Here is a 26593-nt window from a genome sequence, read left to right as displayed (position 1 = left end):
CCGGAGTTGCGGGTTCATCGGCCGTGAAACGTCGTCGGGGCATCAGGCGAAAGATGGCGCAGATGCGATAAGGATCGATACTGCTCTGGGCGGGGCGCCCGAAGGCTGGTGCAGCTCATCAATGAAACGGCGAGCCGACCGATCGCCCGGCTCGCCGATGGCAGGTGGGGCTCAGATCTTTCCGTCGAGGCCCATCTGATAATATTTGTGGACGATCTGGTCCTGGTTTTCGAGCAGCCAGTCGATCGACGGCTCGTTCTTCATCGCCTTTTTGATCGCCTTCCTCATGCCTTCGCGATGAATGTCGAACAGCACCTTATGATCGAGATTTTCGACCGAGACGATGGTCGGCGCCAACCAAACCGAGCAGATGATGCCGAGATCGTTCACCTGATCCTTCGGCAGCAGCCCTTCGCGCACCGCGTCGAGCACGCCGTTGGCGATGGCGTACTGCACCGTGCCCATCAGGATGTTGGTGTATTTCGGATCGTCGACCGTCACCTTCGAGACGCATAAGGTGACCGGCCGGACCATGATGTCGGTGTTGAGCAGCGCGTAGACGCGGCTGTGACCTTTCACCTGATCGCCGGTCAGTGTCGCCAGCGCAGTGCCGACCGGACCGTCCAGTGCACCAATGACGACTTCGGGTTCGGCGGCGGTGCCCGGAGGGCCGCCCGCGACGAGTGCTTCGCCCGTGCGCATGATGATTTTTTCGCTCATGTCTCGTCACTCCTTTGCCCACCGCGATCCGGGTAGCAGACCGCGATGGCAGGCTCAAACGATCAACGCATGTCGATCAACCTTGGAGCACACGCTTCTCGGCCACGGTGGTGTCGGCGTTCAGACGGTAGACGATCGGAATGCCGGTGGCGATTTCCTCGCCGACGATTTCCTCCGGCGACAGGCCGTCGAGTGCCATGACCAGAGAGCGCAGCGAATTGCCGTGGGCGGCGACGAGCACTGTGCCGCCGGCCATCACCTTCGGCAGGATGTCGTGGATGAAATAGGGCCAGACCCGCGCGCCGGTGTCCTTGAGGCTTTCGCCGCCTGGAGGCGGGGTGTCGTAGGAGCGGCGCCAGATATGGACCTGGTCCTCGCCCCATTTTTCGCGGGCATCGTCCTTGTTGAGACCGGACAGGTCGCCGTAGTCACGCTCGTTGAGGGCGAGATGGCGGGTGATCGGCAGGTCGCTCTGACCGAGCTCGCCGAGCATCAGGTCGAGGGTGCGCTGGGCACGGGACAATTCGCTGGTGAAAGCAGCATCGAATTCGAACGCCTCGGCCTTCAGCTTGCGGCCGGCCGACTTGGCCTCCTCGACGCCCTTGTCGGTGAGATCAGGGTCTTTCCAACCGGTGAAGAGATTCTTCAGGTTCCATTCGCTTTGGCCATGCCGGACCAGGACGAGGATGCGGGACATCGAGAATGCCTTTCGATCGTGGGGCGTTGAATAAAGAGGGGAAGTTTGTTGCGTCGCCGAGCTCCATCAGGACAGGCCGAGAACGTCGCGCATGGAATAGAGCCCGGCGGGCTTTCCGCCGGCCCAGAGGGCCGCCTTGACGGCGCCGCGAGCGAAGATCGCCCGATCGCCAGCCGCATGGGACAGGTTGATCCGCTCGCCTTCGCCTGCCAAAATCACCGAATGCTCGCCGACCACCGAGCCGCCGCGCAAGGTGGCAAAGCCGATGGTGCCGGCCTCGCGGGCGCCGGTGATTCCGTCGCGCACTTTGACGGCGGCGTCTTCGAGCGCAACGCCGCGGCCCTTGGCGGCGGCCGCGCCGAGCAAGAGGGCGGTGCCGGACGGCGCATCCACCTTGTGACGGTGGTGCATCTCGAGAACCTCGATGTCGAACGTGTCCGGACCCAGTGCTTCGGCGGCCTGTTCGACGAGCACGGCGAGGAGATTGACGCCGAGGCTCATATTGCCGGATTTGACAATCGTCGCGCCGGCTTTTGCGGCGGAGGCGATCGCGCTGTCCTGCTCCGCCTGGAATCCGGTGGTGCCGATGACATGGACAAGGCGCCTTTCGGCGGCCTTTTCGGCAAAGGCCAGCGAGATGGCGGGGGCGGTGAAGTCGACGATGCCATCGGCGCCCTGGAGCGCGCGATCGACGTCACTGGAGATCGCGACGTCACTGGCGCCGATCCCGGCGATGATGCCCGCATCGGCGCCGATCGACGCGGACCCCTCGCGTGCGAGCGCGGCGTGAAGGCTGGCCCCTTCGGTCTCGGCGATCACTTTGACCAGTGTGCGGCCCATCCGGCCGGCGGCTCCAAGAACGACGAGCTTCATGGGGATCACCTTGTTCCTTTCGGGATTCAACCTGGCCGGATCAATCGCGCGCCGCTGCGAGATCGACGCGGCGGTTGCCGCCGGCCTGCAGGCCGTAGAAGCGGGCGTAGAGCCCATCCGCGCGATCAACGAGCTCGCCATGGGTTCCCCGTTCGACGATCTGGCCGCTGTCGACGACGAGGATCTGGTCGGCGCCGGTGATCGTCGACAAACGGTGGGCGACGACAAGCACCGTGCGGTTGCGCATCGCGGCGTCGAGGGCCGCCTGGACGAGGGTCTCGGAGCGGGTGTCGAGGGCCGAGGTCGCTTCGTCGAGCAAAAGGATCGGGGCGTTGCGCACCAGCGCTCGGGCGATCGATAGGCGCTGACGCTGGCCGCCGGAGAGCGTCATGCCGTTTTCGCCGACGGGCGTATCGTAGCCCTGCGGCGCGGCGAGGATGAACTCTTCGGCCTGGGCCTGGCGGGCGGCATCCTCGATTTCGGCATCGCTCGCGTCGGGACGGCCGAGACGGATGTTCTCGCGGATCGTGCCTTCGAACAGATAGGGCGCCTGCGGAACATAGGCGATCTGGGAGCGCAGCGAGCGCTTGGTGACGGTGCGGATGTCCTCGCCATCGATGGTGATCGAACCGCCGGCGACGTCATAGAAGCGCTGCAACAGCGCGATGATGGTCGACTTGCCGCCGCCAGACGCGCCGATCAGCGCCGTCGTCTTGCCGGCCGGCGCGATGAAGGACAGCCCGCGCAGCACCGCTTCACCCTCGTAATAGCCGAAGGTGACGTCGTTGAACGCAATCTCGCCGCGCGGCGCGGCCAGTGTCTTGGCATCGGGGGCATCGGCTTGCCGCGGCTTCATGTCGAGGATCTCGTAGATCATCGAAGCATTGACCAAGGCGCGTTCGAGCTGGACCTGCAGCTTGGCGAGGCGGCGGGCCGGATCGTAGGCAAGCAGCAGGGCGGTGATGAAGGCGAACATCGAGCCGGGCGAATAGCCGTAGACGACGGCGCGATAGCCCGAATAGGCGATGACGCCGGCGATCGCCAGACCGGCGACGATCTCGGTCACCGGTGTGGTGCGTTCGGTGATCGCTACGATCTTGTTGGAGCGTTGCTCGGCCTTGAGGATCAGCGCCTCGATGCGCTCGCGCAGCGGCGCCTCCATGGTAAAGGCCTTGACCACGGTGATGCCCTGCGCCGCCTCCTGCATCGAGGCGAGGACGCGGGCGTTGATGTCGATCGCTTGGCGCGTCGCCACCCGCAGCTTCTTTGCCAGTCCGCCGATCATCAGAACGACCGGCGGTCCGGCCAGAAGCGCGATGCCCGACAGCACCGGATCCTGAATGATCATGACCCCGACGAGGAAGATCAGGCTGAGGGCGTCGCGGGCGATCGAGGTGATGGTGAGGTTGAGCGTGTCGCGGATGCCGGAGACGTTCTGATTGATCCGGGCGGCGAGATGGGCGGAGCGGTTTTCGGCGAAGAAATCGACCGACAGCTCGGTGATATGGGCGAAGATCCGGCGCTGATAGCGGGCGACGATGTTGTTGCCGATGCGGGCGAGAAGCACCGCCTGGCCGTAGCTCGCAACGCCGCGGAGCGCAAAGGTGGCGAACACCACCAGCGGGATCGAGACGATCGCGGCGCGGTTCTGCTGCACGAAAATCTTGTCGATCACATCGCGCATCACCCAGGCGAGAAACGCAGTCGAGCCGGCGACCGCGACGAGGCAGGCGATGGCGAGTGCGTATTGACGCATGAACAAGCGGCCGTTTTCGCGGACGATGCGGCCAACGAGTTTGATCACCACGCCGCGTTCGTTGGGGGCGAGGATCGAGATTTTCTTTTTAGTCTTTTTGGCTGTGTCGGTCAAAATATTGATCAGTCGTTCGCGTTCGTCTTTCGTGCCGTCCTCGCAGATGCGACAAGGTCGCCCGTGGCTTACGCATTGGACCGCGCAGCCGCAATGGGAGAAGCGTTCAAATACGGCGATGACGGGGCGAATTCCGTGACGATTCGTTCACCGGGCGCTACCTTGCGGCCTTCGTGCCTGCGATTCTCGTCGCTAGCGACGCGGCGCGGCATTATCGCAGCGACCAGGAGTTTGCCGTGTCCGGCGCCTATGTTCTTCGCCCCGCAAATCCCGCCGACATCGCCGCAATCACGGCCATCTATGCCGAGGAGGTGCGCCTCGGCACGGCGACCTATGAGCTGACGCCGCCGGATGGCGAGGAGATGGCACGCCGATTCGCCGAACGCGATGCCAAGCAATTTCCCAGCCTCGTCGCCGAGGCCGCCGACGGGACAATTCTCGGCTACGCCTATGCCGGCCCATTTCGCACCCGACCCGCCTATAACTGGTTCGTTGAAGATTCGATCTATCTTGCACCTCACGCCCGAGGAAAGGGCGTCGGGACGGCTCTGCTGACGCGGCTGATCGTGGACTGCGAGCGGCGGGGCTTTCGCCAGATGCTGGCGGTGATCGGTGGCGCCGACAATGCCGGCTCGATCCGCCTGCACCAAAAGGCCGGCTTCCAGACGATCGGCACGATGCCCGGCACGGGCTTGAAATTCGATCGCTGGATCGACACCGTGCTGATGCAGCGGGCGCTGGGCGAGGGGCGGCAGACGGTCCCCGACAAGTGCGCCTATCCCGGAGATCTCACCGCGCCTCTGCCGCGCGCCTGACCGTCAGGCCCGCAGTGTCGAAGCCGGGGCTTGCGGTCAGCGCGACAGTCCGATCACGGCGATGAGGGCGAGGGCGGCGGGAACCGCCGCCGCAATCCATTCGCGCCGCCGGGCGCGCTCGTGGCGCCGTTGCTGGAAGCCATCGAGAAGCGCTTCCAGTTCCCGCTGCAGCGACGGGTTTTCAACCGCGTAAACCCGTTTGCCGATCGTTTCGCCCTCGGCGATTGTGTCGGCCATCGTTGCGCCACGCTCGCCCATTGGCCTGGCCGGGCCGGTGGTGGTGTCGCGGGCGGTCTGATGTTCCATCTCCGAATTCAGCTCACCGCCGACGATCAGCACGATCATCGTCAGCCAGATCCAGGTCATCATGCCGATCAGCGCGCCGAGCGAACCATAGGTGGCGTCATAGGAGCCGAAATTCGCCGTGTACCAGGAAAACAGTACCGAGACCGCGGCGATCACAACCACGGCGAGGATGGAGCCGGGGGTGATCCAGGCCCATTGGGCGTTCGCCCGGCAGGGGCCCCAGCGATAGAGCGCCGAGACGCCAAGGGAGACGGCGATCAGGACGGCGAGGATCGATCCCGCCGAGATCGCCCATTCGGCGCCCTGCTTCAGTCCAATCCGATCGAGGACGATCGGCAGCACCACCATGAGTGCGATCAGCATCAGCGCCGCGACGAGCAGGCACAGGGTGAAGGCGAGCGAGGTCAGCGTCAGCTTGACGAAAGAGCGAGTCTCCCGCTGCTCATAAGCGACGTTCATCGCCTCGAACAGCGCCTTGACGCCGGCATTGGCGCTCCACAGCGACACGGCGAGGGACACGACCAATGACAGACCGAGCGTGCTGTCGGCGGCCGATGCCAGGCGCTTGAGCTGCTCATTGACGATTTGCAGCGCGCCGCCCGGCAGGAAGGTCGACAGCGTCGCGACGTGATCGCTGACCGTGACCGGATCGGCGAAAAGCCCGTAGACGGAGACCATTGCCGCCATCGCCGGCACCATCGCCAGCAACAGATAATAGGTCACTCCCGCCGCGACGAGCATCACGCGGTCTTCCGAGATCTCGCCGAAGACGCGGATGAGGATATGCTTCCAGCCGGTGGCAGGAATGGCAGTGGGCGTGTCGGCGTCGAGGCCGAGGCCGCCGATGCGAGTTTCAGGGGATTCGGCCGTCGCAGCTTGCGTCATGTCAATGTCCAGGTCGTGTGTCGTAACCGGGACATCTATTGCGGTGACGCAAAGTCCGAAGACGTCGCGGCTGCGACGATTCGTTCGCCGGCTTGCGATCGGCGGCTTTCAGCCGTTGTCTGCCAGCCGAATTTGGCGATCGAAGACCCTCAGCACCGCGGTGAGGTCATGGCCGCGCTTCAAGACTTGCCCCCCGGCGGCAACGACCTGATAGGCGCCCTGGCGGCGGGAAAGCTTCGGATCCTTGACGATCCGGTAGAGCGGCATTTCGCTGCTGCGTCGGAAGATCGAGAACACCGCGCGGTCTTTCAGCATGTCGATGGCGTAATCGCGCCACTCGCCACTGGCGACCATCCGGCCATAAACTTTGAGGATTTCCGACAATTCCCTTCGGTCAAATGAGACGACACTCGTCTGCTGCTGCGTGTTCGGAAAGGCGAGGAGGTCGGCGGACGCGCCGCCATTTGCGAGAGATTGCGTCAAGATGGCTCGTGTCCCTCCATGGCAGTGGACGGTCGCAAAGGACGTCCGACCATGACGATATGGTGACATGAAATGGTGCGTCGAGCCAAGCGGGCTTCAAGGGGGATCGGTCACATGCGCGTTGGAGCCGGCCGGTCCTGACGATCGACCTCGGCCGGGCGGCGGCCGGTCGGATGCCTGAACGACGGGCAAGCGGGGTGGCAAGCATGGTCGTATCGGCCTTAAAACCGGATCGCCATCGCCACTCGGCGCTGCGGATCGAGGCCCTTGCCAGGCTCGGCCTCGAGAATCGCCGCCAGATGCGGTGGGGTTTGCGCCGGTGTCAGCGCGGCAAAACCGAGCAAGGCGTAAAAGGGTGCGTTAAAACGGGCGAAGCGATCGGTGGTGAGTGTGACGCCGATGGCGCCGCGCATCCGCGCTTCGCCGATCACGGCTTGCACCAAGGCGGTGCCGATGCCGCGCTTTTGCCAGGCGGGCATGACGTCGACTTCGCCAAGCTGCAGCCAGCCGGCGACGCCATAGCCACCGGCATAGCCGACCGGGTCTGGGCTGACGGCATTCGATTCCTCGGGAAAGGCGGCGAACAGGCAGCCGTCGTCCAGATAGCCCCGAAGCTCGTCGTCGCTGCTGGTCTGGATCGCTCCGGACACAGCGCTGGCGGCGCGCAAGGTCTCGAAGGCCGCGCCCTCGATGCGTTGCACCGCCTCGAACAGGGCGTCGGAAGTGAGCTTGCTGATCGCGATACCGGGCGGCAACGGACACCTCCTTTTGGAATTTGACACCCTGTTGGACCGACGCGCCGGAAGTTCGCGGCCGATGAGCCGCGCGGAGCGTCCCGCCGCAGCGGCAAGCTGCTGATCATGCAATGCGATATAGCACGGCTCTTGCCGCAGCGCTTGGCCCGGCCGAAAATGCGGTCGACGGGCTGTCGATCGCGCGGGGCAGACACGCTTATCGTCGGGGGCGGGGCTTGCCGGGAACGCGCAAATGGGGCAGTAGAACTGTCCTAACGAAGATGAAACGGCTTAACGGGCGATGCCGCGGCATGGCGTTCGGTGCGCGCGGGCGCAAGAGCGCGCCGCTGTCAGGCGTCAGAGGCCGCAGAATGTGGGGGTGACGATGGGCAAGGTGACCGGATTTCTCGAAATCGATCGGCAGACCCACAAATATCAGCCGGCCTCCGACCGGATTCGCCATTTCCGTGAGTTCACCCTGCCGATGTCCGACGAAGAGGTCGGCAAGCAGGCGGCGCGCTGCATGGATTGCGGCATTCCCTATTGCCATGGTCCGACGGGCTGCCCGATCCACAACCAGATTCCGGACTGGAACGACCTGATCTATCAGGGCGATTGGGAGACGGCGGTCCGCAATCTCCATTCCACCAACAATTTCCCGGAATTCACCGGCCGCATCTGTCCCGCCCCGTGCGAGGAAGCCTGTACCCTGAATCTCGAGGACACGCCGGTCGCGATCAAGACCGTTGAGCAGGCGATCGCCGACAAGGCCTACAAGCTCGGCCTGATCCAGCCGCAGCCGGCGTCCCGGAAGACCGGCAAGCGCGTCGCGGTGATCGGTTCGGGCCCCTCCGGGCTTGCCGCTGCCCAGCAACTCGGCCGCGCCGGCCACGACGTTGCCGTGTATGAGCGCGAGAGCCTGCCGGGTGGCCTGCTGCGTTACGGCATTCCCGACTTCAAGATGGAGAAGCACTGGATCGACAAGCGCGTCGAGCAAATGTCCCATGAGGGCGTGACCTTCTATTGCGGGGTCAATGTCGGTGTCGACAAGACCATCGCCGAGCTCGAGGCCGAATACGACGCCGTGCTGTTCTGCGGCGGTTCGGAGCGCCCGCGTGACAGCGGCATTCCCTATGATGAGCTGACCGGCGTTTATGACGCGATGCCCTATCTCGTTCAGCAGAACCGCCGGGTCGGCGGCGAGGCTATCGAGAGCGTTGGCTGGCCGGCCGAGGAAATCTGGGCGGGCGGCAAGCATGTCGTCGTCGTCGGTGGCGGCGACACCGCGTCGGACTGCGTCGGAACGGCGTTCCGTCAGGGCGCGGTGAAGGTGACCCAGCTCGACATCCGGCCGCAGCCGCCGCAAACCGAGGATAAGCTGACCGTCTGGCCCTATTGGGCGACGAAGATGCGGACCTCGTCGAGCCAAGCCGAGGGCGCTGTGCGCGAGTTTCAGATCGCGACGCTGGAATTTGTCGGCGAGGACGGCGTTTTGACCGGGGTTAAATGCGCCCAGGTGGACGAGGCGCGCAAGCCGATCGAGGGCACCGAGTTCATCATCAAGGCCGATCTCGCCTTCATCGCCATCGGCTTTGCCGGTCCGCTGCCGACCGGCTTTCTCGCCGATGCGGGCGATGCGGTGAAAACGCGGACGGATCGGCGCGGCAACGTATCGATCGTGGCCGACGACAAGCGCTATCTGACCTCGAAGGACAAGCTCTATGTCGCCGGTGACGCCCGCCGCGGCCAGTCGCTGGTGGTCTGGGCGATCCGTGAGGGTCGGCAGGCGGCGCGGGCCATCGATTTCGATCTGATGGGCATGACGACCCTGCCGCGCTGACGGCGCCTTCGCCGGCTGACAGTTATGAAGCAGCCCGCATGCAGCGGGGCTTCATCGTTTTTGGCTGGTCGTCTCGCCACGAACAATCGTTGGGGGATACGGACCTACGGCTTGGCCGGAGTGTCTTGCTGCTGCTGTTGCTGCTTGGCCCAGTCGTCCATGATCGCATCGAGGATCGACGGCATCGGCTTCGGCGGTTTGATGCCTTGCTCGGCCCGCACCTTGTTCATATCGAGCGAGCCGCGATAAGCGATGGAATTGTTGCCGCTGGCAACCGCACCAGCTTTGTCGTTCCAGGCGAAATCGTCCGCCCGGCCATTAACATGGCCGGTGCCGCGACCGGTGAGCACCAGCTTGTCGCGGGGTGAGGTCTGCAAGGTCAGAGCCGGGCCGGAGCCGCCGCCGAGCAGGGCGTCGCCGCCGTCAAGCGAAGGATCGTCCAGCGACATGGGTGGCGTGCGCACGGCATTGGCCGCATTGGCGATCGGCGGCAGCTGCATGCCAGGCTCTATCTTACCGACAGCCGTGCTGGTCTCGCCGGCCATGTAACGGTCGATCGCCTTCTTGGCGAAGAAAGCAAGCTTTGCATCGCCGGCATCGGTCATCGTGATGCCGTCGGAATTGCGCAGCTGCACGGTCTGGCCGTCCACGCCGGGACCGCTGTAGACGAAGCCGTCATTCTCGTCGACGAAGCCCTCCCAGACCTGGACGAAGGCGCCGGAGACCTTGTTTGTCGCTTGAAGATAAAGGTCGTTGAAGAAGACCATATCTTCGCTCATCCGGTCGTACTTGAACGGCGGCATGCCGACCCAGACCAGTGGAACGTCGCTTTTCTGAACGATGCTGGCGATCGCGTCGACCCGCCGCTCATATTCGGTATCCCACTCCGGCGAGCGCAGCGCCAGCGTGCCCGAAGCCGAACGGATTGGCTGGCGGTCGTTGGAGCCGATCATCATCACCACGACCGCCGGCTTGTTCTGCTGAATGAGCGGGCCGAGCTGCCGGCTCCAATCGTAATGATCCTGCCGTACCAGACCGGACGAGCCGTTGGCGGCTGCTTGAATGCGCACCATGTCGTTGTCGGCATAGGCGTCTTCCAGGCCGCCGGCGAGGGACGCGGCAAGAAAGTCACCGACGACGAGTACCGTCTTGGCGTCGTCAGCCTTTTCCGCGACCGTCGGGGCGGTGGGCGCAGCGGCGGCGCTGGGCGCCGGGCGTTTGGGACGCGGTTTGCGGGCGCGGCGGATGGGTTGCCGCTGTGCTGGCGGCGCAGCGCGGGCGCGCGGATCGATTCGGTAGACCGGTCGCGGCTGCTGCAGGCCGTTGCCAAACAGCATATCGAGAAGGGTCCGCGGGCGTTCTTGAGCGATCGCCGGCGCGTCGGTCAGCGCCAGAGCGGCCAACAGCACGAGCGCGCTCGCCAGGACGGCGCCGATCCGGTCGCGCCGCGGCGAGCATCGTTTCAGCATCCCTCTTACGCGAGGACCCATCTCATGCTTTCCCAATCAAGCGCCGGGCTACAGCTGCGGCGGGGCGGTTTCACATCGTCAGCGGTTTCAACGCCGCGTCCTTTGCGACGTTAGCGCTTGCGCAGGAATTCGAGTAGTGCCTTCGAGGCATTGCCATCCTGCGGCATGCCGGCCTGTTGTTGCAACGCCATGATCGCGGCTTTCGATCCCGATCCGATTTTGCCGTCGATCTTGCCGTCGTAAAGCCCCTGGCTCGCCAGATGCTTCTGCAACTCGTAGCGCTCGTTGGTCGACAGCGGCGTATAGCCCCGGGGCCAGTCGACGACGAGACCCGGATAGCCGCCGATACGATCGGCCAACAAGCCGACGGCGAGGGCGTATTTATCGGCGTTATTATAGCGCTTCAGCACGAAGAAATTCTTGGTCATCAGGAAGGCCGGGCCGTCGTCGCCGGCCGGACGCAGCAGATTGGCGTGCTCGCCGCCATCCGGGAAGGGACGGCCATTGGCGCGGCGAAAGCCGAGGCTCGCCCACTGTCGGATGCTCTTGTTGGCACGCTCCAGCCGGCCGCGATACTGCGCGGGCACGATGACCTCGTAGCCCCAGGTCCGGCCGGTCTCCCAACCGTTTTTATGCAGGAGGTTGGCGGCGGTGGCCAGAGCATCAGGCACCGATTCCCAGACATTGGCATGGCCGTCGCCGTCCATGTCGACCTTATAGGCGAGATAGCTGGTCGGGATGAACTGGGTGTGCCCCATCGCGCCGGCCCAGGAGCTGATCAGTTCGCTGACCTTGATGTCGCCGGATTGAGCGATCTTCAGAGCGGCGATCAACTGCTTGCGGGCAAAGCTCGCCCGCGATTTGTCGAGATAGGCGAGCGTTGCCAGCGAGCGCGGCAGATTGCGCATCACGTCCTGGCGCTGGAGGATCGCGCCGTAATTGGTCTCCATCGACCAGATCGCCAACAGAATGTCCCGATCGACGCCGAAGCGCTGCTCGATCCGGCTCAGCCACCCGGACAGCTTGGCGCGGGCGGCCTGGCCTTTGGCAACCTGCTCGTCATTGACGCGGTTGTCGATATAGTCCCAGACCTTGTCTTGGAATTCGGGCTGGTAGCGCGCCTTCTCGATCACCTCCGGATCGGGTTCGGTGATGCCGGCAAAGGCCGCGCGATAGACGTTGCGGCTAACGCCGGCCTGGGCGGCGACGGTCTCGAAATTCTGGATCCATCGCACGAAGCCGGCATCGGCTGCCGCCGGCACCGCCGTTGCCGCGCAGAGCACGAAGGCCATGACGATAGCGGCGAGGCGGGCGAAAGTCATACTCATCCTTTGGCGATTCATCGCTTCCCTCTCACACAGGCATGATTCAACAAGAGAAAGGCAATTCTGCAGCAAAGTCGTTAACGGGATGTTTACCATATTCTTTCGGTCAAAAAGATCCCGGTCTCTTTGCCAAGATCAACGCAGGGGCATTTCGTCGCGCCGGGCGCCGCGTTTGGGTCGATTCTGAGAATTATGGGCCTTTGCCGGCGGTTTGTCTGGCCTTGGCGGCTTGGCTCGTCCTGGCTTGCGTTGCGTCCCCACCGGCGTCGCCGTGATGTCGGTTCGGCCGATCCAACCGCGCCGTCTTGCGCGCGAAATCACTGGCTATGCCGCGTTTGCGGTGCTCCCTGTTGACTTTGGCCGCGCGCGCAAAAATGTTTGGGTCGCAACATGAGTCGAACGAATTGTCGCAGTCTCCAGGAGTCGCCTTTCCGATGCAGAAGGTCCGCAAAGCCGTTTTTCCCGTCGCCGGTCTCGGCACACGGTTTCTTCCCGCCACAAAGGCCATCCCGAAAGAGATGCTCACCGTGGTCGATCGGCCCGTCATCCAATATGTCGTCGATGAGGCCCAGGAAGCCGGGATCGATCATCTGATCTTCGTCACCGGCCGCAACAAGGGCGTGATCGAGGACTATTTCGACATTCAGGTCGAACTCTCCAACACCTTGGCAGAGCGCGGCAAATCCGTCGAGTTGAAACTGCTCGACGAGTTGCAGCCAAAGCCGGGCACAGCGAGCTTCACCCGGCAGCAGGCGCCGCTTGGCCTCGGCCACGCGATCTGGTGCGCCCGTGATCTCGTCGGCAATGAGCCCTTCGCCATTCTCTTGCCGGATATGATCATGCAGGCCGAAAAGGGCTGTCTCGCCGAGATGGTGGCGCTTTATGAAAAGACCGGCGGCAACGTCATCTCGGTTGAGCAATGTGCCCCGGAAGAGACCCACAAATACGGCATCGTCGGCAAGGGCGACGCGGTCGGCAACGGCTTCAAGATCACCAGCATGGTGGAAAAGCCCGCGCCGGAGAAGGCGCCGTCGAACTATCTGATCTCCGGTCGTTACATCCTGCAGCCGGAAATCTTCGACATCCTCGCCACCCAGGAGCGCGGCGCCGGCAACGAGATCCAGCTCACCGACGGCATGCTGAAGCTCGCCGAGACCCAGGACTTCGCCGCCTATCCCTTCACCGGCCGCACCTTCGACTGCGGCTCGAAGGAAGGCTTCATCGAAGCCAATGTCGCCTTCGCCCTATGGCGGCCGGATATCCGCGAAAAGGTCATCGGCAACATGGAAAAGCTGCTGAAGACTGTTGAGCCGGCCGACAACGCCGTGATCTGACGCGGCCGTCCTGGGCGGGCGGCGACGGCGGCTTTCGGAGCTTTGATCAGCGCTGCAGCGTCACGCCCAGCTTGACGGTATCGGCGCTGTAGCGATTGCCTGGCAGCACCGCCAAGGCGCGGCGGTGCTCGTAGGAGGCGTTGAAGGCCATTTGCCGGTTGAGCCAATAGGTGAAGCCGGCCTCGCCCGACAGCAGCAGCTTGTCGTTATCCTCGATCGTTGAATTCTCGTAGGACAGCCGCGCCGCGGCGGTCAGCGTCGTGCGCGCATTCAGGGTGTGGGCGAGGGCGAGCGAGGTGTCGTAGGTGGTCGAGGCCGATCGGCCGTTGAGGTCGGGCTCGAAGCTGGTGCGCGCGGCAAGGGTGAGGTCGGTGCCACGGTGGGGCGACCAGACCAGATTGGCGTCGAGCGTCGGCGCGCCGATGCGGGGAACACTCTTGTCGTCAGAGATTCGCCAAGCATAGCCGAGAGCCAATTCGCCCCGTAGTTTCTCGGTGATGTCGACGGCGACGCCGGTCCGCAGCGCCGGCAGCCAGGCATTGCGGTCGGGACCGGTGGCGCCGAGCGGATCGGCGTCATCAAAAGTCCGCCGGCTGGCGCTCGCCTCGACGAACGGCTTGAGCGTCGGGGAGACGTTGAAGCCGGTGCGCAGCGCTGCCGTCAGGGTGGTGTAGTCGTCGTCGGCGCTTCCGGCCGGCAGGTTGGAATAGCTTTTGCGTGCCGCCGTCAGGGTGCCGGTGACGCTGATCGGGTTGAAGTCGTGCGAAACCTCGCCGGCAAGCGAGCCGCTGAAAATGTCGGCCTTGCCGGTATCGGACGTGCCGCTCGTGCCGGAATTGAACACGTCGGAATAATCTTCGCGCTGATAGTCGATCGCGCCGCGCAAGGTGGCGGTCGTCTGATGGGAGATGTCGAGGCGCAACCGCCCGTCGGCGCTGGCGCTGGGGTCGGACGGCGTATCGCCGGCAAAGTTGCGTCGATAGGCAAGCCGGGTGTTGAACTCGGCCGCGTTGCTCGACCAGTCCGAGACGAGCCGGGACGACAGGACCGTTTCGGAAAACGCGCCTTCGGCGCGCTTTTGATCGTTGTCGATGTTGTTGCTGACGCCCAGGGTCTGGATCAGTTCCGGATAGAGGACGGAGCTGCCGACGCGAATGCCGACCGGGCCGAACGGGTCGTCGTCGCCCGCCTTTTTCAGCCGCCGGGCGCGATCGAGGGCTTCCGCCGCTTGATTGGTCCGCAACGCCGAGCTGGCCGGCAGGGTCTCGCCGGTAATTCCGACGCCGAGCGTTGGATTGGAGGGCTGCGGCAGCGCGCCGGAGCGGGCGCGATCGGCCACCGTCTGCCGATCCGGGCGGGAGGTTTCGTTCGCGGGTGTCTGGTCGTCACCGGGCGTCACGCCGCCCGTGCGCTCCTGGTCGAGCCGCGTCGATGGCGTTTGTGCCCGATTGGTGCGTTGGGCGGGCAGGCTGGTTCCGTCGTCGAGCGGCGCCAGGGTCGAGGTGCCGTCGAGGAGGTTGAAGGTGGTTTTCGGCGGCGCCTGGACATCCGGTCCCGTCGTCGGCGATGATGTGCCGTCGCCGTCTGCAGCGTCGTCTCTCGGCGTCGGGATCTGACGCAGCGTCTCGGGGTTCTTACCCTGATCGCTCGGTGCCACGGGATTGCGCTCATCATAGGCCCCGAGCTGTCGGATCAGATCGGCATAAGGATCGGCCAGGCGCAGGGTGGTCGGCGATTCATCGACGGTCTGGCGCAATTGGCCGTCGGACATTGTCTGCGCCAGCGCGACGGACACCGACACGGTCGCAGCCGCCCCTGCCGCCCCGAGCAGCAGTCGCGTGACGGTCCGTCCTGCCCGATCTCTCATGATGTTCGCGCGCCCAGCGGTCTGTTAAAGAACGATCCCACATCCAGCGAGGTGGGAGCACTCTAGTCTGTTGTCCTGACCGATTGTGACAAATCGGACACTGATCGGGCGAGAAGCTACCTTGTGGTGGTTGCGCGAAACAGGAATCTCGCTTCTGGTCCCGATAAGGTCACGTTTGCGTCAGATAGCTTCACAGGTCGTCGTTCGAAGGATGACCTGCCTAAGAAATTTCCTCATCGCCCGGCCACGAAGAGAAGACCACCATGTCCACGACTATTGCCAATCGCTTTGCTGCCGATCTCTCTGCGTCAAGCTCTGCTGCGCGCACCATCGAGACCGAAATCGATGCTCTGAAGGCACTGGCAGCTCTTTTGAAAACAGACATGGCGGCGAGCTTCGAGCGGGCGCTCGATCTGATCAGTGCCGTCTCAGGCCGTCTGATCGTCACAGGCGTCGGCAAAAGCGGGCATATCGGCTCGAAGATCGCTGCGACCTTCGCCTCGACCGGCACCCCCTCTTTTTTCGTGCATCCGTCGGAGGCCAATCACGGCGACCTCGGCATGATCGGCAAGGACGATGCGATCCTGGCCATGTCCTGGTCCGGCGAGACGGCAGAGCTGCAGGGCATCGTCGCCTATTCCCGGCGCTTTCGCATTCCGCTGATCGCGGTGACCTCGCGGCCGGAATCGACGCTTGGCCGGGAGGCGGACGAAACCCTTTTGTTGCCACGCGCAACCGAAGCGTGCCCGCTCGGCCTCGCACCGACCTCGTCGTCGACCATGCAGCTGGTCATGGGCGATGCGCTCGCCGTCGCTCTTCTGGAGCGCCGAGGCTTTACGCCCGACGACTTCCACGTCTTTCATCCGGGCGGCCAGCTTGGCGCGAGCCTGAAGCATGTCGCCGACATCATGCATACCGGCGAGGCGATGCCGCTGGTGGCGTCCGGGACGCTGATGGCGGAGGCGATCATCACCATCTCACGCAAGGGCTTCGGCTGCGTCGGCGTGGTCGGCGAGGATGGTCGGCTGAAAGGCATGATCACGGACGGCGATCTCCGCCGCCACCTCGATGCTGGTCTGCTGGCCCGAACGGTCGATCAGGTCATGACGCCTGCTCCGAAAACGATCAAGCCTGATATGCTGGCCGCGGCGGCCCTGGAAATGATCAATGCCGGCAATATCACCGCCATGATGGTCGTGCGCGAGGGCCGGCCCGTCGGCATCGTCCATCTGCACGATCTGCTGCGTCTCGGCGTCGCCTGACGTTTGTTGCAACGCGTTTGATGGCGAGCGGGGCCAGTCTTAAGACCGGCCACCGACCTCGTCGAGATGGTCGAGCATGTCGGCCGGGTCTTCATAGACGCGGAAGGCGCCAGCCCGGTCGAGTTCCTCTTCGCCATAACCGCCGGACAACAGCCCGACGCCAAGAGCGCGGCAGCGCCTTGCCGCCAGCATGTCCCAGATTGAATCGCCAATCACCATCGCGCCTTCGGTCGGCACCGAGAGCCGTTCGGCCGCCGCGATGAAAAGATCTGGCTCCGGCTTGGCATAGGTCACCGCATCGCGGGTGACGACCGGGATTTCGTCCGGATCGATGCCGAGCCGGTCGAGATTGTGCTTGGCCGTTTCCATGCGTCCGCTGGTGGCGATTGCCCAGGCGATCTTTTCCCGTGTCAGCGTATCGAGGAGTTCGCGCGCGCCGGGCAGCGGCACGACGCTTTTCGAATGAGTCTGATAGGCCTCAGCATGGAGCTGGCGCAGCCGTTCGCGCCGCTCCTCGGTGATCTCGCGGCCGACTTCGCGCAAAAGTTGATTGGTGAACAGGCCGCCGCTCATGCCGATCTTCCGATGGATCCGCCAGACCGAAAGCGTGATGCCTTCGGCGTCGAGGGCGTCCTTCCAGGACAGGACGTGCTGGTAGACGCTGTCGACCAGCGTGCCATCGAGGTCAAAAAGGAAGGCAGGGCGCGTCCGCATCACGGTCTCCGGCTGATTCATCACTGATGAAGCCGAACATATGGGAGCGATACGACGCTTCCATGGCAGGCCGGCAATGCGCTCACCGCAACGGTCCCTGCAGAGCCCGCGTTAGGCGAGATCGATAATCCGGCACGGCGCGCCGGCCCTTGCGGATTGCGCATCCGGTGCCCGCATCAACAGGGCGTTGGCGGCAGCGTAGATCGAAAGCAGTGAGGAGTCCTGACGCGGCAGCGGTGTGACGACGATCGTGCCGTCGTCCCGCGTCGTCGCCAAAGACCGCATGAAATCCGTCCGCTGGCCATTGGCGGGAACGTCGGCGCCGAGGATCGCGGCGCGGGTCAGCGGACGGTCCGGCCGACCGGCGAGCCGGCGCACCAGCGGGGCGAGAAACAGTGTCGCGGCGACCATCGAGGAGGCCGGATTGCCCGGCAGGCCGACCAGGCGCATGTCGCCGATCCGGCCGGCCATTAGGGGTTTGCCGGGGCGCATCGCGACCTTCAGGAAGGCGATGTCGACCTTGCGCGCCGCAAACACTTTGCCGATCAGATCGTGGTCGCCGACCGAGGCGCCGCCGATCGTCACGAAGCAATCGCAGCCCTCGGCTAGGGCCCGATCGAGATGGCTGGCGATCTCGTCTTCGCGGTCGCGGGCGATGCCGCAATCGATAATCGTTCCGCCGGCGGCTTCGACCAGAGCGGCAACGCCGTAGCCGTTCGAGGCGATGATTTGCGATGGGCCGATCGCGGCGCCGGGCTCGACCAACTCGTCGCCCGTCGCCAGCACCGCGACCTTTGGCCGGTCGAGGACGCGGAGCTGTGGATGGCCACCGCTCGCGGCGAGCGCGACGGCACCGGGCGACAACCGGAGACCGGTTTCCAGCAATCTGCGGCCGGCGGCAAAGTCGATGCCTGCCGGGCGCACATGCTGGCCTTTTGTCACCGCTTCCTGGGGCAGGAGCGAGCCGTCGTCGCGCCGCTCGGCATCTTCCTGGATGAGCACTGCGTCGGCGCCCTGAGGCAGAGGAGCACCGGTGAAGATGCGGACCGCCTCGCCGGGGCCGACTGCGCCGTCAAAGCCACGGCCGGCGGCCGATTCGCCAATGACCATCAGAGGCTGAAACGGCGCCTGGCAATCGGTCGCCTGCAACGCATAGCCATCCATCGCCGAGGCATCGAAGCCCGGCTGGGTGCGCGTGGCGAGAACGTCTTCGGCCAAGACGCGGCCTGCCGCTTCGCGCAGCGGCACGCAAACGGTGCGGCGGATCGGGCGGGCGGCTTCGACGAGCCGGCGGTGGGCCTCATCGACGGAAATCATCGGCCGTTCTCTTTGGCGCGAAAGTCGCCGGAGCGGCCCCCGGATTTGGCCAGCAGGCGAATGCCAGTGATCTCCATCGACCGGTCGACGGCCTTGGCCATGTCGTAGATGGTGAGGCAGGCGACGGAGACGGCGGTCAGCGCCTCCATCTCGACGCCGGTACGGCCGGTGAGCTTTGCCGTCGCGGTGACGCGCAGGCCAGGCAAAGCGGGCTCCGCCGTGATCTCGACGCCGATCTTCGACAGCATCAGCGGATGGCAGAGGGGGATGAGCTCGTGGGTGCGTTTGGCCGCCATGATACCGGCGAGCCGCGCGACGCCGACGACATCGCCCTTGACCGCTTCCTTGCGCTCGATGAGGGCGAGCGTTTCCGGCTGCATGCGCACGAGCCCTTCGGCCTCAGCGATCCGAACCGTTTCCGCCTTATCACCGACATCGACCATCGCCGCCTTGCCGTCGGCGTCGATATGGGTGAGGCGCGGCTCTGGCGAGGCGCTGGCCATCGTGTCGTCGCTCATCGGCCGGTCCCGGAGTCCGGTTGGCGCGGGCTGCCCAGGAGGACGCGGGTGGCAGCGGCGACGTCGTTCTGGCGCATCAGGCTTTCACCGACGAGGAAGGTCCGGATGCCGTGTTCGGCGAGATGCAGGCAGTCGGCATGGGTGAAGATGCCACTTTCGCCGACCACCGTGCGATCGCCGGGGATGAGGCCCGCCAACCGCTCCGCCGTTTCCAGGCTGGTCTCGAAGGTCTTGAGATTGCGGTTGTTGATGCCGATCAGCGGCGAGACGAGCTTCAGCGCGCGTTCGGTCTCGGCCTCATCATGGACTTCGATGAGAACGTCGAGGCCATAGCGCCCGGCCGCGTCCTCCAGCGCCATTGCGACGTCGTCGGAGACGGCGGCCATGATGATCAGGATCGCGTCGGCGCCCCAGGCTCTGGCTTCCGCCACTTGATAGGGATCGAACAGAAAGTCTTTTCGCAGGGCCGGAAGCGAGACAGCAGTTCGCGCTGCCGTCAGATAGTCGGGCTTGCCTTGGAAGGACGGCGTGTCGGTGAGGACACTGAGGCAGGTGGCGCCGCCCGTTTCATAGGCCTTGGCTAGGCGCGGTGGATCGAAGTCTTCGCGGATCAGACCCTTGGAGGGGCTTGCCTTTTTGATCTCGGCGATCAGCGCAAGATCGCCGCTCGCCAACCTCTTCCGAATGGCGGCATAAAAACCGCGTGGCGGCTCGCCCTCGGCAATCCGCGCTTCGAGATCGGCCAGCGTGACCTGCTGCTTGGCCGCGGCGATCTCTTCCAGCTTGTAGTCGCGAATCCGGGTGAGAATGTCGCTCATGCGTTCTCCCTCGCGAGTTTCTGGGTGGTGATCGCCAGCCTTTCGCAGGCAGCTTTGGCGCGGCCGGAATCGATTGCTTGTGCTGCCATGGCAACGCCCGCCCGCAGATCGTCGACGATACCGGCCATGACCAGGGCGCCGGCGGTGTTGAGGAGCACGGTGTCGCGATAAGCGCCGGGCTGGCCTTCGAGGACGGCTTTCAACGCCGCGGCATTATAAGTGCCGTCGCCGCCTTTCAGGTCGGCGAGCGTCCAGCGCTTGAGGCCAGCCTCTTCCGGGTCGACGGTGAATTGGCTGATGCCGCCGTCCTTCAGCGCGACGACTTCGCTCGTGCCGGTGGTGGTCATTTCATCAAGGCCGTCACCATGGACGATCCAGGCCGACTCGGCGCCAAGGGCCCGCAGGGTCTCGGCGATCGGGCGCAGCCACTGCGGTGCGAAGACGCCGACCAGCATCGTCTTGACGCCGGCCGGATTCGACAGTGGGCCGAGCAGATTGAAGATCGTCCGCGTGCCGAGTTCGACCCGGCTTGGGCCGACGAAGCGCATCGCGGCGTGGTGGGTGGGGGCGAACATGAAGCCGAAGCCGGCCTCAGCGATCGCCCGTCCGATCTGCTCGGGCTTCAGATCGACGTCGATGCCGAGCGCCGTCAGAACGTCGGCCGCCCCCGACTTCGACGAGAGCGCCCGATTGCCGTGTTTGGCGACCACCAACCCGCAGCCGGCCAGAACGAAGGCCGAGCAGGTCGAGATATTGACGGTTCCGGCATGATCGCCGCCGGTGCCGACGATATCGATGGCGTCTTCGGGCGCGCTCACCCGGATCATGTGCCGGCGCAGAACGGAGACCGCTCCGGTGATTTCGTCGACGGTTTCGCCCCGCACTCTGAGGGCCATCAACAATCCGCCGATCTGGGATGGTGTCGCCTCGCCGCTCATCATCACCTCGAAGGCGCTCGTCGCCTCCTCGCGAGTGAGAGCCTGGCCGTCCGCAGCCTTGGCAATGAAGGGTTTCAGCGTTGCACTCATCTCACCAGTGCCTTGGCTTGTTCGATCGCGCCCGGATGGACACGCACTGGGTATTCGTTTTGCAGACGGGTGACGAAGGATTGATAAAGGTCGTTTTCCATCATGCCGGCCATCTGCCGCCGCTGCCCGGGCGTGACATTGTCGAGGGGATCGGCCGGGGGTGCTACTTCCTTCACCGTCATCACCAATTGGGTATCCGGCGCTTCGCCGACCGCGGTTTCGACCGAGCCCTTGGGGCCGGAAAACGCCGCGTCGACGCCGGAGCGGCCCAACTCGTCGATGCCGGACTGGCGGGTGATCGCCTGGGCCGTCTCCACCTGCAGCTTTTCCTGCTTGGCGACCTCGGCAATGCTCTTGCCGCCCTCGATCGCCTTTTCGAGCGTCTTGGCGCGCTGTTCGAGCTGTTCGCTCGCCCGTTGCTTTTTCCAATCGGTTTCGACCTTGTCACGGACATCGGCGAGCTTGCGGTCATGGGCCGCGTCGACGCTGTTGACGTCGTAGAAGAGATAGCCGTTCGGATCGATGTTCAGCGGCAGCGCATCGACACCGGGTTCGCTCTCGAAGGCCGCGGCGAGGAGATCGGACTTGTCGGGCAGGGCGATCGGCTTGCCATCGGGGCCGTTGCCGTTGCGATCGACCGCCTTGACGCTCTTGATCGGGATCGCCGCCTGCTTGGCCGCCTCTTCGAACGTTGCACCGCCGGCGCGGGCGTCCTCATAGGCATTGTAGGCGTTGCTGACCGCATCGGCGGCGTTGTTCAGGGCAAGCTCCTTGCGGATCTCGTCCTTGACCGCGTCGAGCGGCTTGACGCTTGCCGGCTGGATGTCGGTGACTTGCAGGATCGCGGGGCCGAAAAGGCCTTCGACAACACCGGAGGTTTCGCCTTTCTTCAGCGCGAATGCCGCGTCGGCGATCTTCGAATCGGGGATCGCGCTCTTGGTCACCGTGCCGAGATCGATGTCGGCGGGCGACCGGCCGGCGGCCTTGGCCACCGCCGCGAAACTGGTGCCGGAATCAAGCTTGGCCTTCGCGGCGTCGGCGGCCTGCTTGTCCTGGAAGACGATCTGCTCGACATGTCGGCGCTCGGGCGTCGCGTAACGGTCCTTGCGCGCCTCGTAGTCGGCTTTCACCTGGGCGTCGGTCACCGTCTTCGGATCGGCGAGTGTTTGCGGCGTGACCTCGGCATAGGAGATCGAGCGGTATTCCGGGGCGGCGTAGCGCGCCTGATTCTGGTCGAAATAGGTGGCGAGCTCGTCCTTGCTCGGATCCTTGATGCTGTCGATGTTCGGAGCGCTCAGCGTCAGATAATCGACGGTGCGCCGTTCACCGCTATAGAGCCCCAGCGCCGTCAGGAAGATCTTCGGCGTCTCGGCGTCGCGGGCGACGGCGTCGATCAACTGGCCACGGCGGGCGACCTTCATCTGCTGGGCGATATAGTCGTTCTCGCTGATGCCGGCATTGGCGAGGATCGCCTTGAAATTGCCGCGCGAGAAGTTGCCGTTCGAATCCTTGAAGGTCGGATCGTCGGCGATCACCTGGGCGACGCGGGCGTTTGAGACGCCGAGGCCGAGGCTGCGGCTTTCCTCGTCGAGGACCGCGCCGGCGATTAACTGGTTCATCACGCTTTGATCGACACCGAAGGAGGCGGCCTCTTGCGAGGAGAGCTGCCGGCCGATCTGGCGGGAGATGCGGTTCACCGCCTGCGAATAAGCGAAGGCGTATTCGGTCGGCGTCACCTCGGTCTCGCCGGCCGACAGCACCGTGCGCGACAGGCCGCTTTGAAGCAGGCTGCTGCCGATCCCCCAGATCGCGAAACTCACCACCAGAAGGCCGAGCAAGATCTTGGCCGTCCAACCGGACACGCTTTTGCGCATCGTCTCGAGCATCGCGTTCTCCAATTCTGAGCGCCGGATGTCGCTCGGGTGGCGACGGGGGCGGAATGCTTTGCCTTATTAGTGAAGATGCGGCGAGCGGCGCAAGCGATGCGCCGTGATTGATTTTCCACGGTCAATCGGGAATTGTCCTGCGCGGCGGGCGCGGGCCCATACTGGATGCCCCGCAGGACGAGAAGGATTTTCGAAGCACTATGAAGCCAACCCCTTTGATCGCCGGCAATTGGAAGATGAACGGCCAGCTGCGGCAGCTCCCCGAATTGGAGACAATTGCCAGCGCCGCTGCGGATGTCGGTGAGGGGAAAGAGCTTCTGATCTGCCCGCCGGCGACGATCCTCTCGGCGAGTGCGGGCCTGTGTCACGGCAAGCTCGCTGTCGGCGGTCAGGATTGCCACGCCGAGGCCTCGGGCGCCCATACCGGCGATGTCTCGGCCGAGATGCTGGCTGACCTCGGCGCGACCTATGTGATCGTCGGCCATTCCGAGCGTCGGGCCGATCACGGCGAAAGTGAAGCGACCGTCAACGCCAAGGCCAAGGCCGCCTGGCGCGCGGGGCTGACCGCGATCATCTGCATCGGCGAGACCGAGGCCGAGCGTGAAGCCGGAAAGACGCTGGAGATTCTTGGCGGCCAGCTTGCCGGCTCGCTGCCCGACGGGGTACAGGCCGCCAACACCGTTGTCGCCTACGAACCGGTCTGGGCGATCGGAACCGGTCGCACGCCGACCATCGAGGATGTCAAAGCCGCCCACGATTTTCTTCGTGAGACGCTGTCGAAGCGCTTTGGCGATGAGCTCGCAAACGGCATCCGGCTATTGTATGGCGGCTCGGTGAAACCCGAGAATGCCGCCGCGCTTTTGGCGGTCGAAAATGTCGATGGCGCCTTGATCGGCGGGGCGAGCTTGAAGGCGGCGGATTTCATCGCGATATGCCAGGCGTGCCCGTCTTGTGACGCTTAACGCGGAATCTGGTTGGAAACCGGCGCCAGCTTCTGTAGAAGGCGCGGAAATTGCCAGAAAAGACCTTCAACGAAAGTTCGATGGAAACCATTCTCATCATCATCCACTTGATGATCGTCGTGGCGCTCGTCATCGTGGTGTTGCTGCAACGGTCAGAGGGCGGCGCCCTCGGCATTGGCGGCGGTGGCGGCCTGATGTCGGCCCGTGGCGCGGCCAATGCGCTGACCCGGACGACCTCCATTCTCGCGGCAGGCTTCTTCATCACCTCTCTGTCGCTCGGCCTTTTGTCGCGCTACGGCTCGAAGCCGACCGACATCCTCGACACGCTGCCGGCGCAGAATGGCCAGCAGACGAATGGCGGGGATAAGAGCCTGCTCGACCAGCTCGGCGGGCTGCCGGGTGGCGACAAGGCCAAGGGAGAGGGCGCCGCGACCACTGCGCCCGCCAACGCGGTCAAGAGCGATGAGACGCCGAGCCCCTCGCTGATCGACGGCGCCAGCCAACCGGCGACCCCGACCACGGGCGCATCGACGCCGGCAGCGCCTGACGCGAGCGATTCGGGGGCGGCGAAGACCACCCCGTCGCAGGGCGCCATTCCGGCGAACCCGGCCGAGAACACGCCGGCCGGCGCCAAGGAAACCACCGTTCCGCCGGTCGAGGCCCCGGCCGCCGGCACCACGCGGCCGAGCGACGAGACCAAGACGCCGGCCAGCGGCACGGCGACCCCGTCGAGCGGTCATGCTGGCACGGACGGCGCGGCCACGACGGCAACGCCGCCTGCGGAAAGCACAGCCCCGGTGACCGGCAGCGACACGTCTGCCCCGGCGGCCGGCGCGTCGACCGCCAGCGGCCAAGCGACGCAGAGCGGCACGGTGACGACGCCGACCCCCTCTCGCGAGACGATAACGCCCCAGCCCTCGATGCAGATACCCGCGACCACCGGATCTTCGACCGGGCAGTGATTGCGCGCTGATCGCGGCCAAGACACGATGTGGGGCGCCCTTCGGCGCCCCACTTGATTTTTGAAGGATCGCGAGCGGATCGGGGCGCTTTACCCGATCCGCTCGTTCGCCGAAAACGTCACGCATCGACCGGCCGCAGGGGGGCCGGATCGGCATCGAAATGAACCCGCGTGCGATTTGTGACTGGCAGAATCGCCCGCACGCGGTTATCGGGAAGGCCCATGGCGCGATATATCTTCATCACCGGCGGCGTGGTTTCCTCTCTTGGGAAGGGCGTTGCATCGTCAGCCTTGGGGGCCCTGTTGCAGGCCCGGGGCTATCGGGTTCGACTGCGCAAGCTCGATCCCTATCTCAACGTCGATCCGGGCACGATGAGCCCGACGCAGCACGGCGAGGTCTTCGTGACCGACGACGGCGCGGAGACCGATCTCGATCTCGGCCATTACGAGCGCTTCACCGGCCGCTCGGCCAACCGGATGGACAACATCACCACCGGGCGGATCTACCAGGAGATCATCGCCCGCGAGCGGCGCGGCGATTATCTGGGCGCAACGGTCCAGGTGATCCCGCACGTCACCGACGCGATCAAGGAATTCGTCCTCGACGGTAACGAGGACTACGATTTCGTTCTCTGCGAGATCGGCGGTACGGTCGGCGACATCGAGGCGCTGCCGTTCTTCGAGGCGATCCGCCAGCTCGGCAACGACCTGCCGCGGGGCGGAGCGATCTACATTCACCTGACGCTGATGCCGTACATCCCGACGGCGGGCGAGCTGAAGACCAAGCCGACCCAGCACTCGGTGCGCGAGCTGCGCGCTATCGGCATCCAGCCCGACATTTTGTTGGTGCGGGCCGATCGGCCGGTGCCGAAGGAAGAGCGTCGCAAGCTCTCGCTGTTCTGCAATGTGCGCGAGACCGCCGTCATCCAGGCACTCGACGTCGCGACGATCTACGATGTGCCGACCGCTTATCACCACGAAGGGCTCGACACCGAAGTGCTCGCCGCTTTCGGCATCGATCCGGCGCCGAAGCCGCAGTTGCACCGTTGGCATCAGGTTGTGGACGGCATCCGCAATCCCGAGGGCGAAGTCACCATCGCGATCGTTGGCAAATATACCGGCCTGAAGGACGCCTATAAGTCGCTGATCGAGGCGCTGCAGCACGGCGGCATCGCCAATCGGGTGAAGGTGCGGCTCGACTGGATCGAATCGGAGGTCTTCGAGCAGGAGGATCCCTCGCCCTATCTGGAGCGGGTGAACGGCATTCTGGTGCCGGGCGGCTTCGGCGAGCGCGGCTCGGAGGGCAAGATCCACGCGGCCCGTTTCGCCCGCGAGCGAAACGTGCCGTATTTCGGGATCTGCTTCGGCATGCAGATGGCGGTGATCGAGGCGGCGCGCTCGCTGGCCGGCATCGAAAAGGCGGGCTCGACGGAATTCGGCGAGACGCCGGAGCCGGTCGTCGGTCTGATGACCGAATGGCTGAAGGGCAACGAGCTGGAAACCCGTGCGGCCAAAGGCGATCTCGGCGGCACCATGCGCCTCGGCGCCTACGAGGCGCATCTCAAGGAGGGCTCGAAGATCGCCGGCATCTACGGCGACACCGCGATCAAAGAGCGCCACCGTCATCGCTACGAGGTCAATCGCGACTATCGCGCGGTGCTCGAAGAGGCCGGCATGCTGTTTGCCGGCATGTCGCCGGACGGGCTGCTTCCGGAAACGGTGGAACTCGCCGACCATCCGTGGTTCATCGGCGTCCAATACCACCCCGAGCTGAAATCCCGCCCGTTCGAGCCGCATCCGCTGTTCGCCAGCTTCGTGGCGGCCGCTTTGGAGCAAAGTAGACTAGTTTAGTCATGTATTCTAAAGTTTTAAATTGAAATAGACAACTGAGGGTTGACTTTTCTTTTGG

At 64.7% G+C, this 26593-nt stretch carries 23 protein-coding genes; 7 read left to right on the top strand and 16 right to left on the bottom strand.

What is annotated here, in order from left to right; genetic code table 11:
* Positions 1-171: 171 nt before the first annotated feature.
* From J1C48_RS00600 to J1C48_RS00585, 4 genes are all read right to left on the bottom strand, one after another.
* The gene (locus tag J1C48_RS00600; RefSeq protein ID WP_207255703.1) at positions 172-720 is read right to left on the bottom strand and encodes a formaldehyde-activating enzyme; all 549 of its coding nucleotides are present in this window, start codon (positions 718-720) and stop codon (positions 172-174) included.
* A 76-nt stretch (positions 721-796) separates the two neighbouring features.
* Positions 797-1417 carry a 2,3-bisphosphoglycerate-dependent phosphoglycerate mutase gene (locus J1C48_RS00595; protein ID WP_207255702.1) on the bottom strand — a complete coding sequence of 207 codons (621 nt, stop codon included), beginning with the start codon at positions 1415-1417 and terminating at the stop codon, positions 797-799.
* A 66-nt stretch (positions 1418-1483) separates the two neighbouring features.
* Complete coding sequence (gene dapB, locus J1C48_RS00590) at positions 1484-2290, bottom strand: 4-hydroxy-tetrahydrodipicolinate reductase (protein ID WP_207255701.1); 807 nt, start codon at positions 2288-2290, stop codon at positions 1484-1486.
* Between the two features lie 40 nt (positions 2291-2330).
* Positions 2331-4127 carry an ABC transporter ATP-binding protein gene (locus tag J1C48_RS00585; RefSeq protein ID WP_231081536.1) on the bottom strand — a complete coding sequence of 599 codons (1797 nt, stop codon included), beginning with the start codon at positions 4125-4127 and terminating at the stop codon, positions 2331-2333.
* Between the two features lie 269 nt (positions 4128-4396).
* Between J1C48_RS00585 and J1C48_RS00580 the strand changes: the two genes are divergently transcribed.
* Positions 4397-4975, top strand: a complete 579-nt coding sequence (locus J1C48_RS00580) for a GNAT family N-acetyltransferase (RefSeq protein WP_207256103.1) — start codon at positions 4397-4399, stop codon at positions 4973-4975.
* Positions 4976-5011: 36 nt separating this feature from the next.
* On the opposite strand, the gene J1C48_RS00575 is transcribed toward J1C48_RS00580, so the two are convergent.
* The 3 genes from J1C48_RS00575 to J1C48_RS00565 all read right to left on the bottom strand — a co-directional run bounded on the left by J1C48_RS00575 (position 5012) and on the right by J1C48_RS00565 (position 7404).
* Entirely contained in the window at positions 5012-6166 is a 1155-nt protein-coding gene (locus J1C48_RS00575; RefSeq protein ID WP_207255700.1) for a YihY/virulence factor BrkB family protein, read from the bottom strand.
* A 108-nt stretch (positions 6167-6274) separates the two neighbouring features.
* Complete coding sequence (locus J1C48_RS00570; protein WP_231081503.1) at positions 6275-6649, bottom strand: DUF2794 domain-containing protein; 375 nt, start codon at positions 6647-6649, stop codon at positions 6275-6277.
* 221 nt (positions 6650-6870) lie between these two features.
* Positions 6871-7404: a GNAT family N-acetyltransferase gene (locus J1C48_RS00565; RefSeq protein ID WP_210345289.1), complete on the bottom strand. Its 534-nt coding sequence runs from the start codon at positions 7402-7404 to the stop codon at positions 6871-6873.
* 364 nt (positions 7405-7768) lie between these two features.
* Between J1C48_RS00565 and J1C48_RS00560 the strand changes: the two genes are divergently transcribed.
* Positions 7769-9223 (top strand): glutamate synthase subunit beta, encoded by a 1455-nt coding sequence (locus J1C48_RS00560; RefSeq protein ID WP_207256101.1) that lies wholly within the window; start codon positions 7769-7771, stop codon positions 9221-9223.
* A 104-nt stretch (positions 9224-9327) separates the two neighbouring features.
* Here J1C48_RS00560 and J1C48_RS00555 read toward each other — a convergent pair whose 3' ends face one another.
* Both J1C48_RS00555 and J1C48_RS00550 read right to left on the bottom strand, forming a co-directional pair.
* Positions 9328-10692 (bottom strand): SGNH/GDSL hydrolase family protein, encoded by a 1365-nt coding sequence (locus J1C48_RS00555; protein WP_207255698.1) that lies wholly within the window; start codon positions 10690-10692, stop codon positions 9328-9330.
* Positions 10693-10802: 110 nt separating this feature from the next.
* The gene (locus J1C48_RS00550) at positions 10803-12014 is read right to left on the bottom strand and encodes a lytic murein transglycosylase (protein ID WP_231081502.1); all 1212 of its coding nucleotides are present in this window, start codon (positions 12012-12014) and stop codon (positions 10803-10805) included.
* A 437-nt stretch (positions 12015-12451) separates the two neighbouring features.
* On the opposite strand from J1C48_RS00550, the gene galU reads away from it, so the two are divergent.
* Complete coding sequence (gene galU, locus J1C48_RS00545; protein ID WP_207255696.1) at positions 12452-13351, top strand: UTP--glucose-1-phosphate uridylyltransferase GalU; 900 nt, start codon at positions 12452-12454, stop codon at positions 13349-13351.
* A 46-nt stretch (positions 13352-13397) separates the two neighbouring features.
* Here galU and J1C48_RS00540 read toward each other — a convergent pair whose 3' ends face one another.
* The gene (locus J1C48_RS00540) at positions 13398-15218 is read right to left on the bottom strand and encodes an outer membrane beta-barrel protein (protein WP_207255695.1); all 1821 of its coding nucleotides are present in this window, start codon (positions 15216-15218) and stop codon (positions 13398-13400) included.
* A gap of 263 nt (positions 15219-15481) precedes the next feature.
* On the opposite strand from J1C48_RS00540, the gene J1C48_RS00535 reads away from it, so the two are divergent.
* Positions 15482-16480 (top strand): KpsF/GutQ family sugar-phosphate isomerase, encoded by a 999-nt coding sequence (locus tag J1C48_RS00535; RefSeq protein ID WP_207255694.1) that lies wholly within the window; start codon positions 15482-15484, stop codon positions 16478-16480.
* Positions 16481-16519: 39 nt separating this feature from the next.
* On the opposite strand, the gene J1C48_RS00530 is transcribed toward J1C48_RS00535, so the two are convergent.
* The 6 genes from J1C48_RS00530 to J1C48_RS00505 all read right to left on the bottom strand — a co-directional run bounded on the left by J1C48_RS00530 (position 16520) and on the right by J1C48_RS00505 (position 22761).
* Positions 16520-17194, bottom strand: coding sequence for an HAD family hydrolase (locus J1C48_RS00530; protein WP_207255693.1), 675 nt, complete (start codon positions 17192-17194; stop codon positions 16520-16522).
* A 111-nt stretch (positions 17195-17305) separates the two neighbouring features.
* On the bottom strand, positions 17306-18511 hold the full coding sequence (locus tag J1C48_RS00525) for a molybdopterin molybdotransferase MoeA (RefSeq protein ID WP_207255692.1): 1206 nt from the start codon (positions 18509-18511) through the stop codon (positions 17306-17308).
* Positions 18508-19029, bottom strand: coding sequence for a cyclic pyranopterin monophosphate synthase MoaC (gene moaC / locus J1C48_RS00520; RefSeq protein WP_231081501.1), 522 nt, complete (start codon positions 19027-19029; stop codon positions 18508-18510). Before moaC ends, J1C48_RS00525 begins: the two co-directional genes overlap by 4 nt.
* A complete protein-coding gene (trpC, locus tag J1C48_RS00515) occupies positions 19026-19847 on the bottom strand; it encodes an indole-3-glycerol phosphate synthase TrpC (protein ID WP_207255691.1) in 822 nt (273 codons plus the stop codon). The genes moaC and trpC overlap by 4 nt, the downstream gene beginning before the upstream one ends.
* On the bottom strand, positions 19844-20875 hold the full coding sequence (gene trpD / locus J1C48_RS00510; protein ID WP_207255690.1) for an anthranilate phosphoribosyltransferase: 1032 nt from the start codon (positions 20873-20875) through the stop codon (positions 19844-19846). Before trpD ends, trpC begins: the two co-directional genes overlap by 4 nt.
* A complete protein-coding gene (locus J1C48_RS00505) occupies positions 20872-22761 on the bottom strand; it encodes a peptidyl-prolyl cis-trans isomerase (protein WP_207255689.1) in 1890 nt (629 codons plus the stop codon). The genes trpD and J1C48_RS00505 overlap by 4 nt, the downstream gene beginning before the upstream one ends.
* 200 nt (positions 22762-22961) lie before the next feature.
* Between J1C48_RS00505 and tpiA the strand changes: the two genes are divergently transcribed.
* From tpiA to pyrG, 3 genes are all read left to right on the top strand, one after another.
* Positions 22962-23723: a triose-phosphate isomerase gene (gene tpiA / locus J1C48_RS00500; RefSeq protein WP_207255688.1), complete on the top strand. Its 762-nt coding sequence runs from the start codon at positions 22962-22964 to the stop codon at positions 23721-23723.
* Positions 23724-23803: 80 nt separating this feature from the next.
* Positions 23804-24685, top strand: a complete 882-nt coding sequence (gene secG, locus J1C48_RS19205; RefSeq protein ID WP_207255687.1) for a preprotein translocase subunit SecG — start codon at positions 23804-23806, stop codon at positions 24683-24685.
* A gap of 221 nt (positions 24686-24906) precedes the next feature.
* The gene (gene pyrG, locus J1C48_RS00490; RefSeq protein ID WP_207255686.1) at positions 24907-26535 is read left to right on the top strand and encodes a CTP synthase; all 1629 of its coding nucleotides are present in this window, start codon (positions 24907-24909) and stop codon (positions 26533-26535) included.
* The last annotated feature ends 58 nt before the right edge of the window (positions 26536-26593 follow it).

This window comes from Jiella flava (assembly GCF_017349315.1).
GTDB classification, from domain to species: domain Bacteria; phylum Pseudomonadota; class Alphaproteobacteria; order Rhizobiales; family Rhizobiaceae; genus Jiella; species Jiella flava.
The sequence above is the reverse complement of the archived record's forward strand: the minus strand, read 5'-3'. Positions and strand labels throughout refer to the sequence as shown.

Bases quoted from the DNA above. Each gene is read 5' to 3' on its own strand.
- J1C48_RS00600 (WP_207255703.1), bottom strand. From the start codon at position 720: ATGAGCGAAAAAATCATCATGCGCACGGGCGAAGCACTCGTCGCGGGC.
- J1C48_RS00575 (WP_207255700.1), bottom strand. From the start codon at position 6,166: ATGACGCAAGCTGCGACGGCCGAATCCCCTGAAACTCGCATCGGCGGC.
- moaC (WP_231081501.1), bottom strand. From the start codon at position 19,029: ATGAGCGACGACACGATGGCCAGCGCCTCGCCAGAGCCGCGCCTCACC.
- dapB (WP_207255701.1), bottom strand. From the start codon at position 2,290: ATGAAGCTCGTCGTTCTTGGAGCCGCCGGCCGGATGGGCCGCACACTG.
- galU (WP_207255696.1), top strand. From the start codon at position 12,452: ATGCAGAAGGTCCGCAAAGCCGTTTTTCCCGTCGCCGGTCTCGGCACA.
- J1C48_RS00535 (WP_207255694.1), top strand. From the start codon at position 15,482: ATGTCCACGACTATTGCCAATCGCTTTGCTGCCGATCTCTCTGCGTCA.
- J1C48_RS00505 (WP_207255689.1), bottom strand. From the start codon at position 22,761: ATGCTCGAGACGATGCGCAAAAGCGTGTCCGGTTGGACGGCCAAGATC.
- trpD (WP_207255690.1), bottom strand. From the start codon at position 20,875: ATGAGTGCAACGCTGAAACCCTTCATTGCCAAGGCTGCGGACGGCCAG.
- tpiA (WP_207255688.1), top strand. From the start codon at position 22,962: ATGAAGCCAACCCCTTTGATCGCCGGCAATTGGAAGATGAACGGCCAG.
- J1C48_RS00560 (WP_207256101.1), top strand. From the start codon at position 7,769: ATGGGCAAGGTGACCGGATTTCTCGAAATCGATCGGCAGACCCACAAA.
- J1C48_RS00550 (WP_231081502.1), bottom strand. From the start codon at position 12,014: ATGACTTTCGCCCGCCTCGCCGCTATCGTCATGGCCTTCGTGCTCTGC.
- J1C48_RS00555 (WP_207255698.1), bottom strand. From the start codon at position 10,692: ATGCTGAAACGATGCTCGCCGCGGCGCGACCGGATCGGCGCCGTCCTG.
- trpC (WP_207255691.1), bottom strand. From the start codon at position 19,847: ATGAGCGACATTCTCACCCGGATTCGCGACTACAAGCTGGAAGAGATC.
- secG (WP_207255687.1), top strand. From the start codon at position 23,804: ATGGAAACCATTCTCATCATCATCCACTTGATGATCGTCGTGGCGCTC.
- J1C48_RS00540 (WP_207255695.1), bottom strand. From the start codon at position 15,218: ATGAGAGATCGGGCAGGACGGACCGTCACGCGACTGCTGCTCGGGGCG.
- J1C48_RS00525 (WP_207255692.1), bottom strand. From the start codon at position 18,511: ATGATTTCCGTCGATGAGGCCCACCGCCGGCTCGTCGAAGCCGCCCGC.
- J1C48_RS00530 (WP_207255693.1), bottom strand. From the start codon at position 17,194: ATGCGGACGCGCCCTGCCTTCCTTTTTGACCTCGATGGCACGCTGGTC.
- J1C48_RS00595 (WP_207255702.1), bottom strand. From the start codon at position 1,417: ATGTCCCGCATCCTCGTCCTGGTCCGGCATGGCCAAAGCGAATGGAAC.
- pyrG (WP_207255686.1), top strand. From the start codon at position 24,907: ATGGCGCGATATATCTTCATCACCGGCGGCGTGGTTTCCTCTCTTGGG.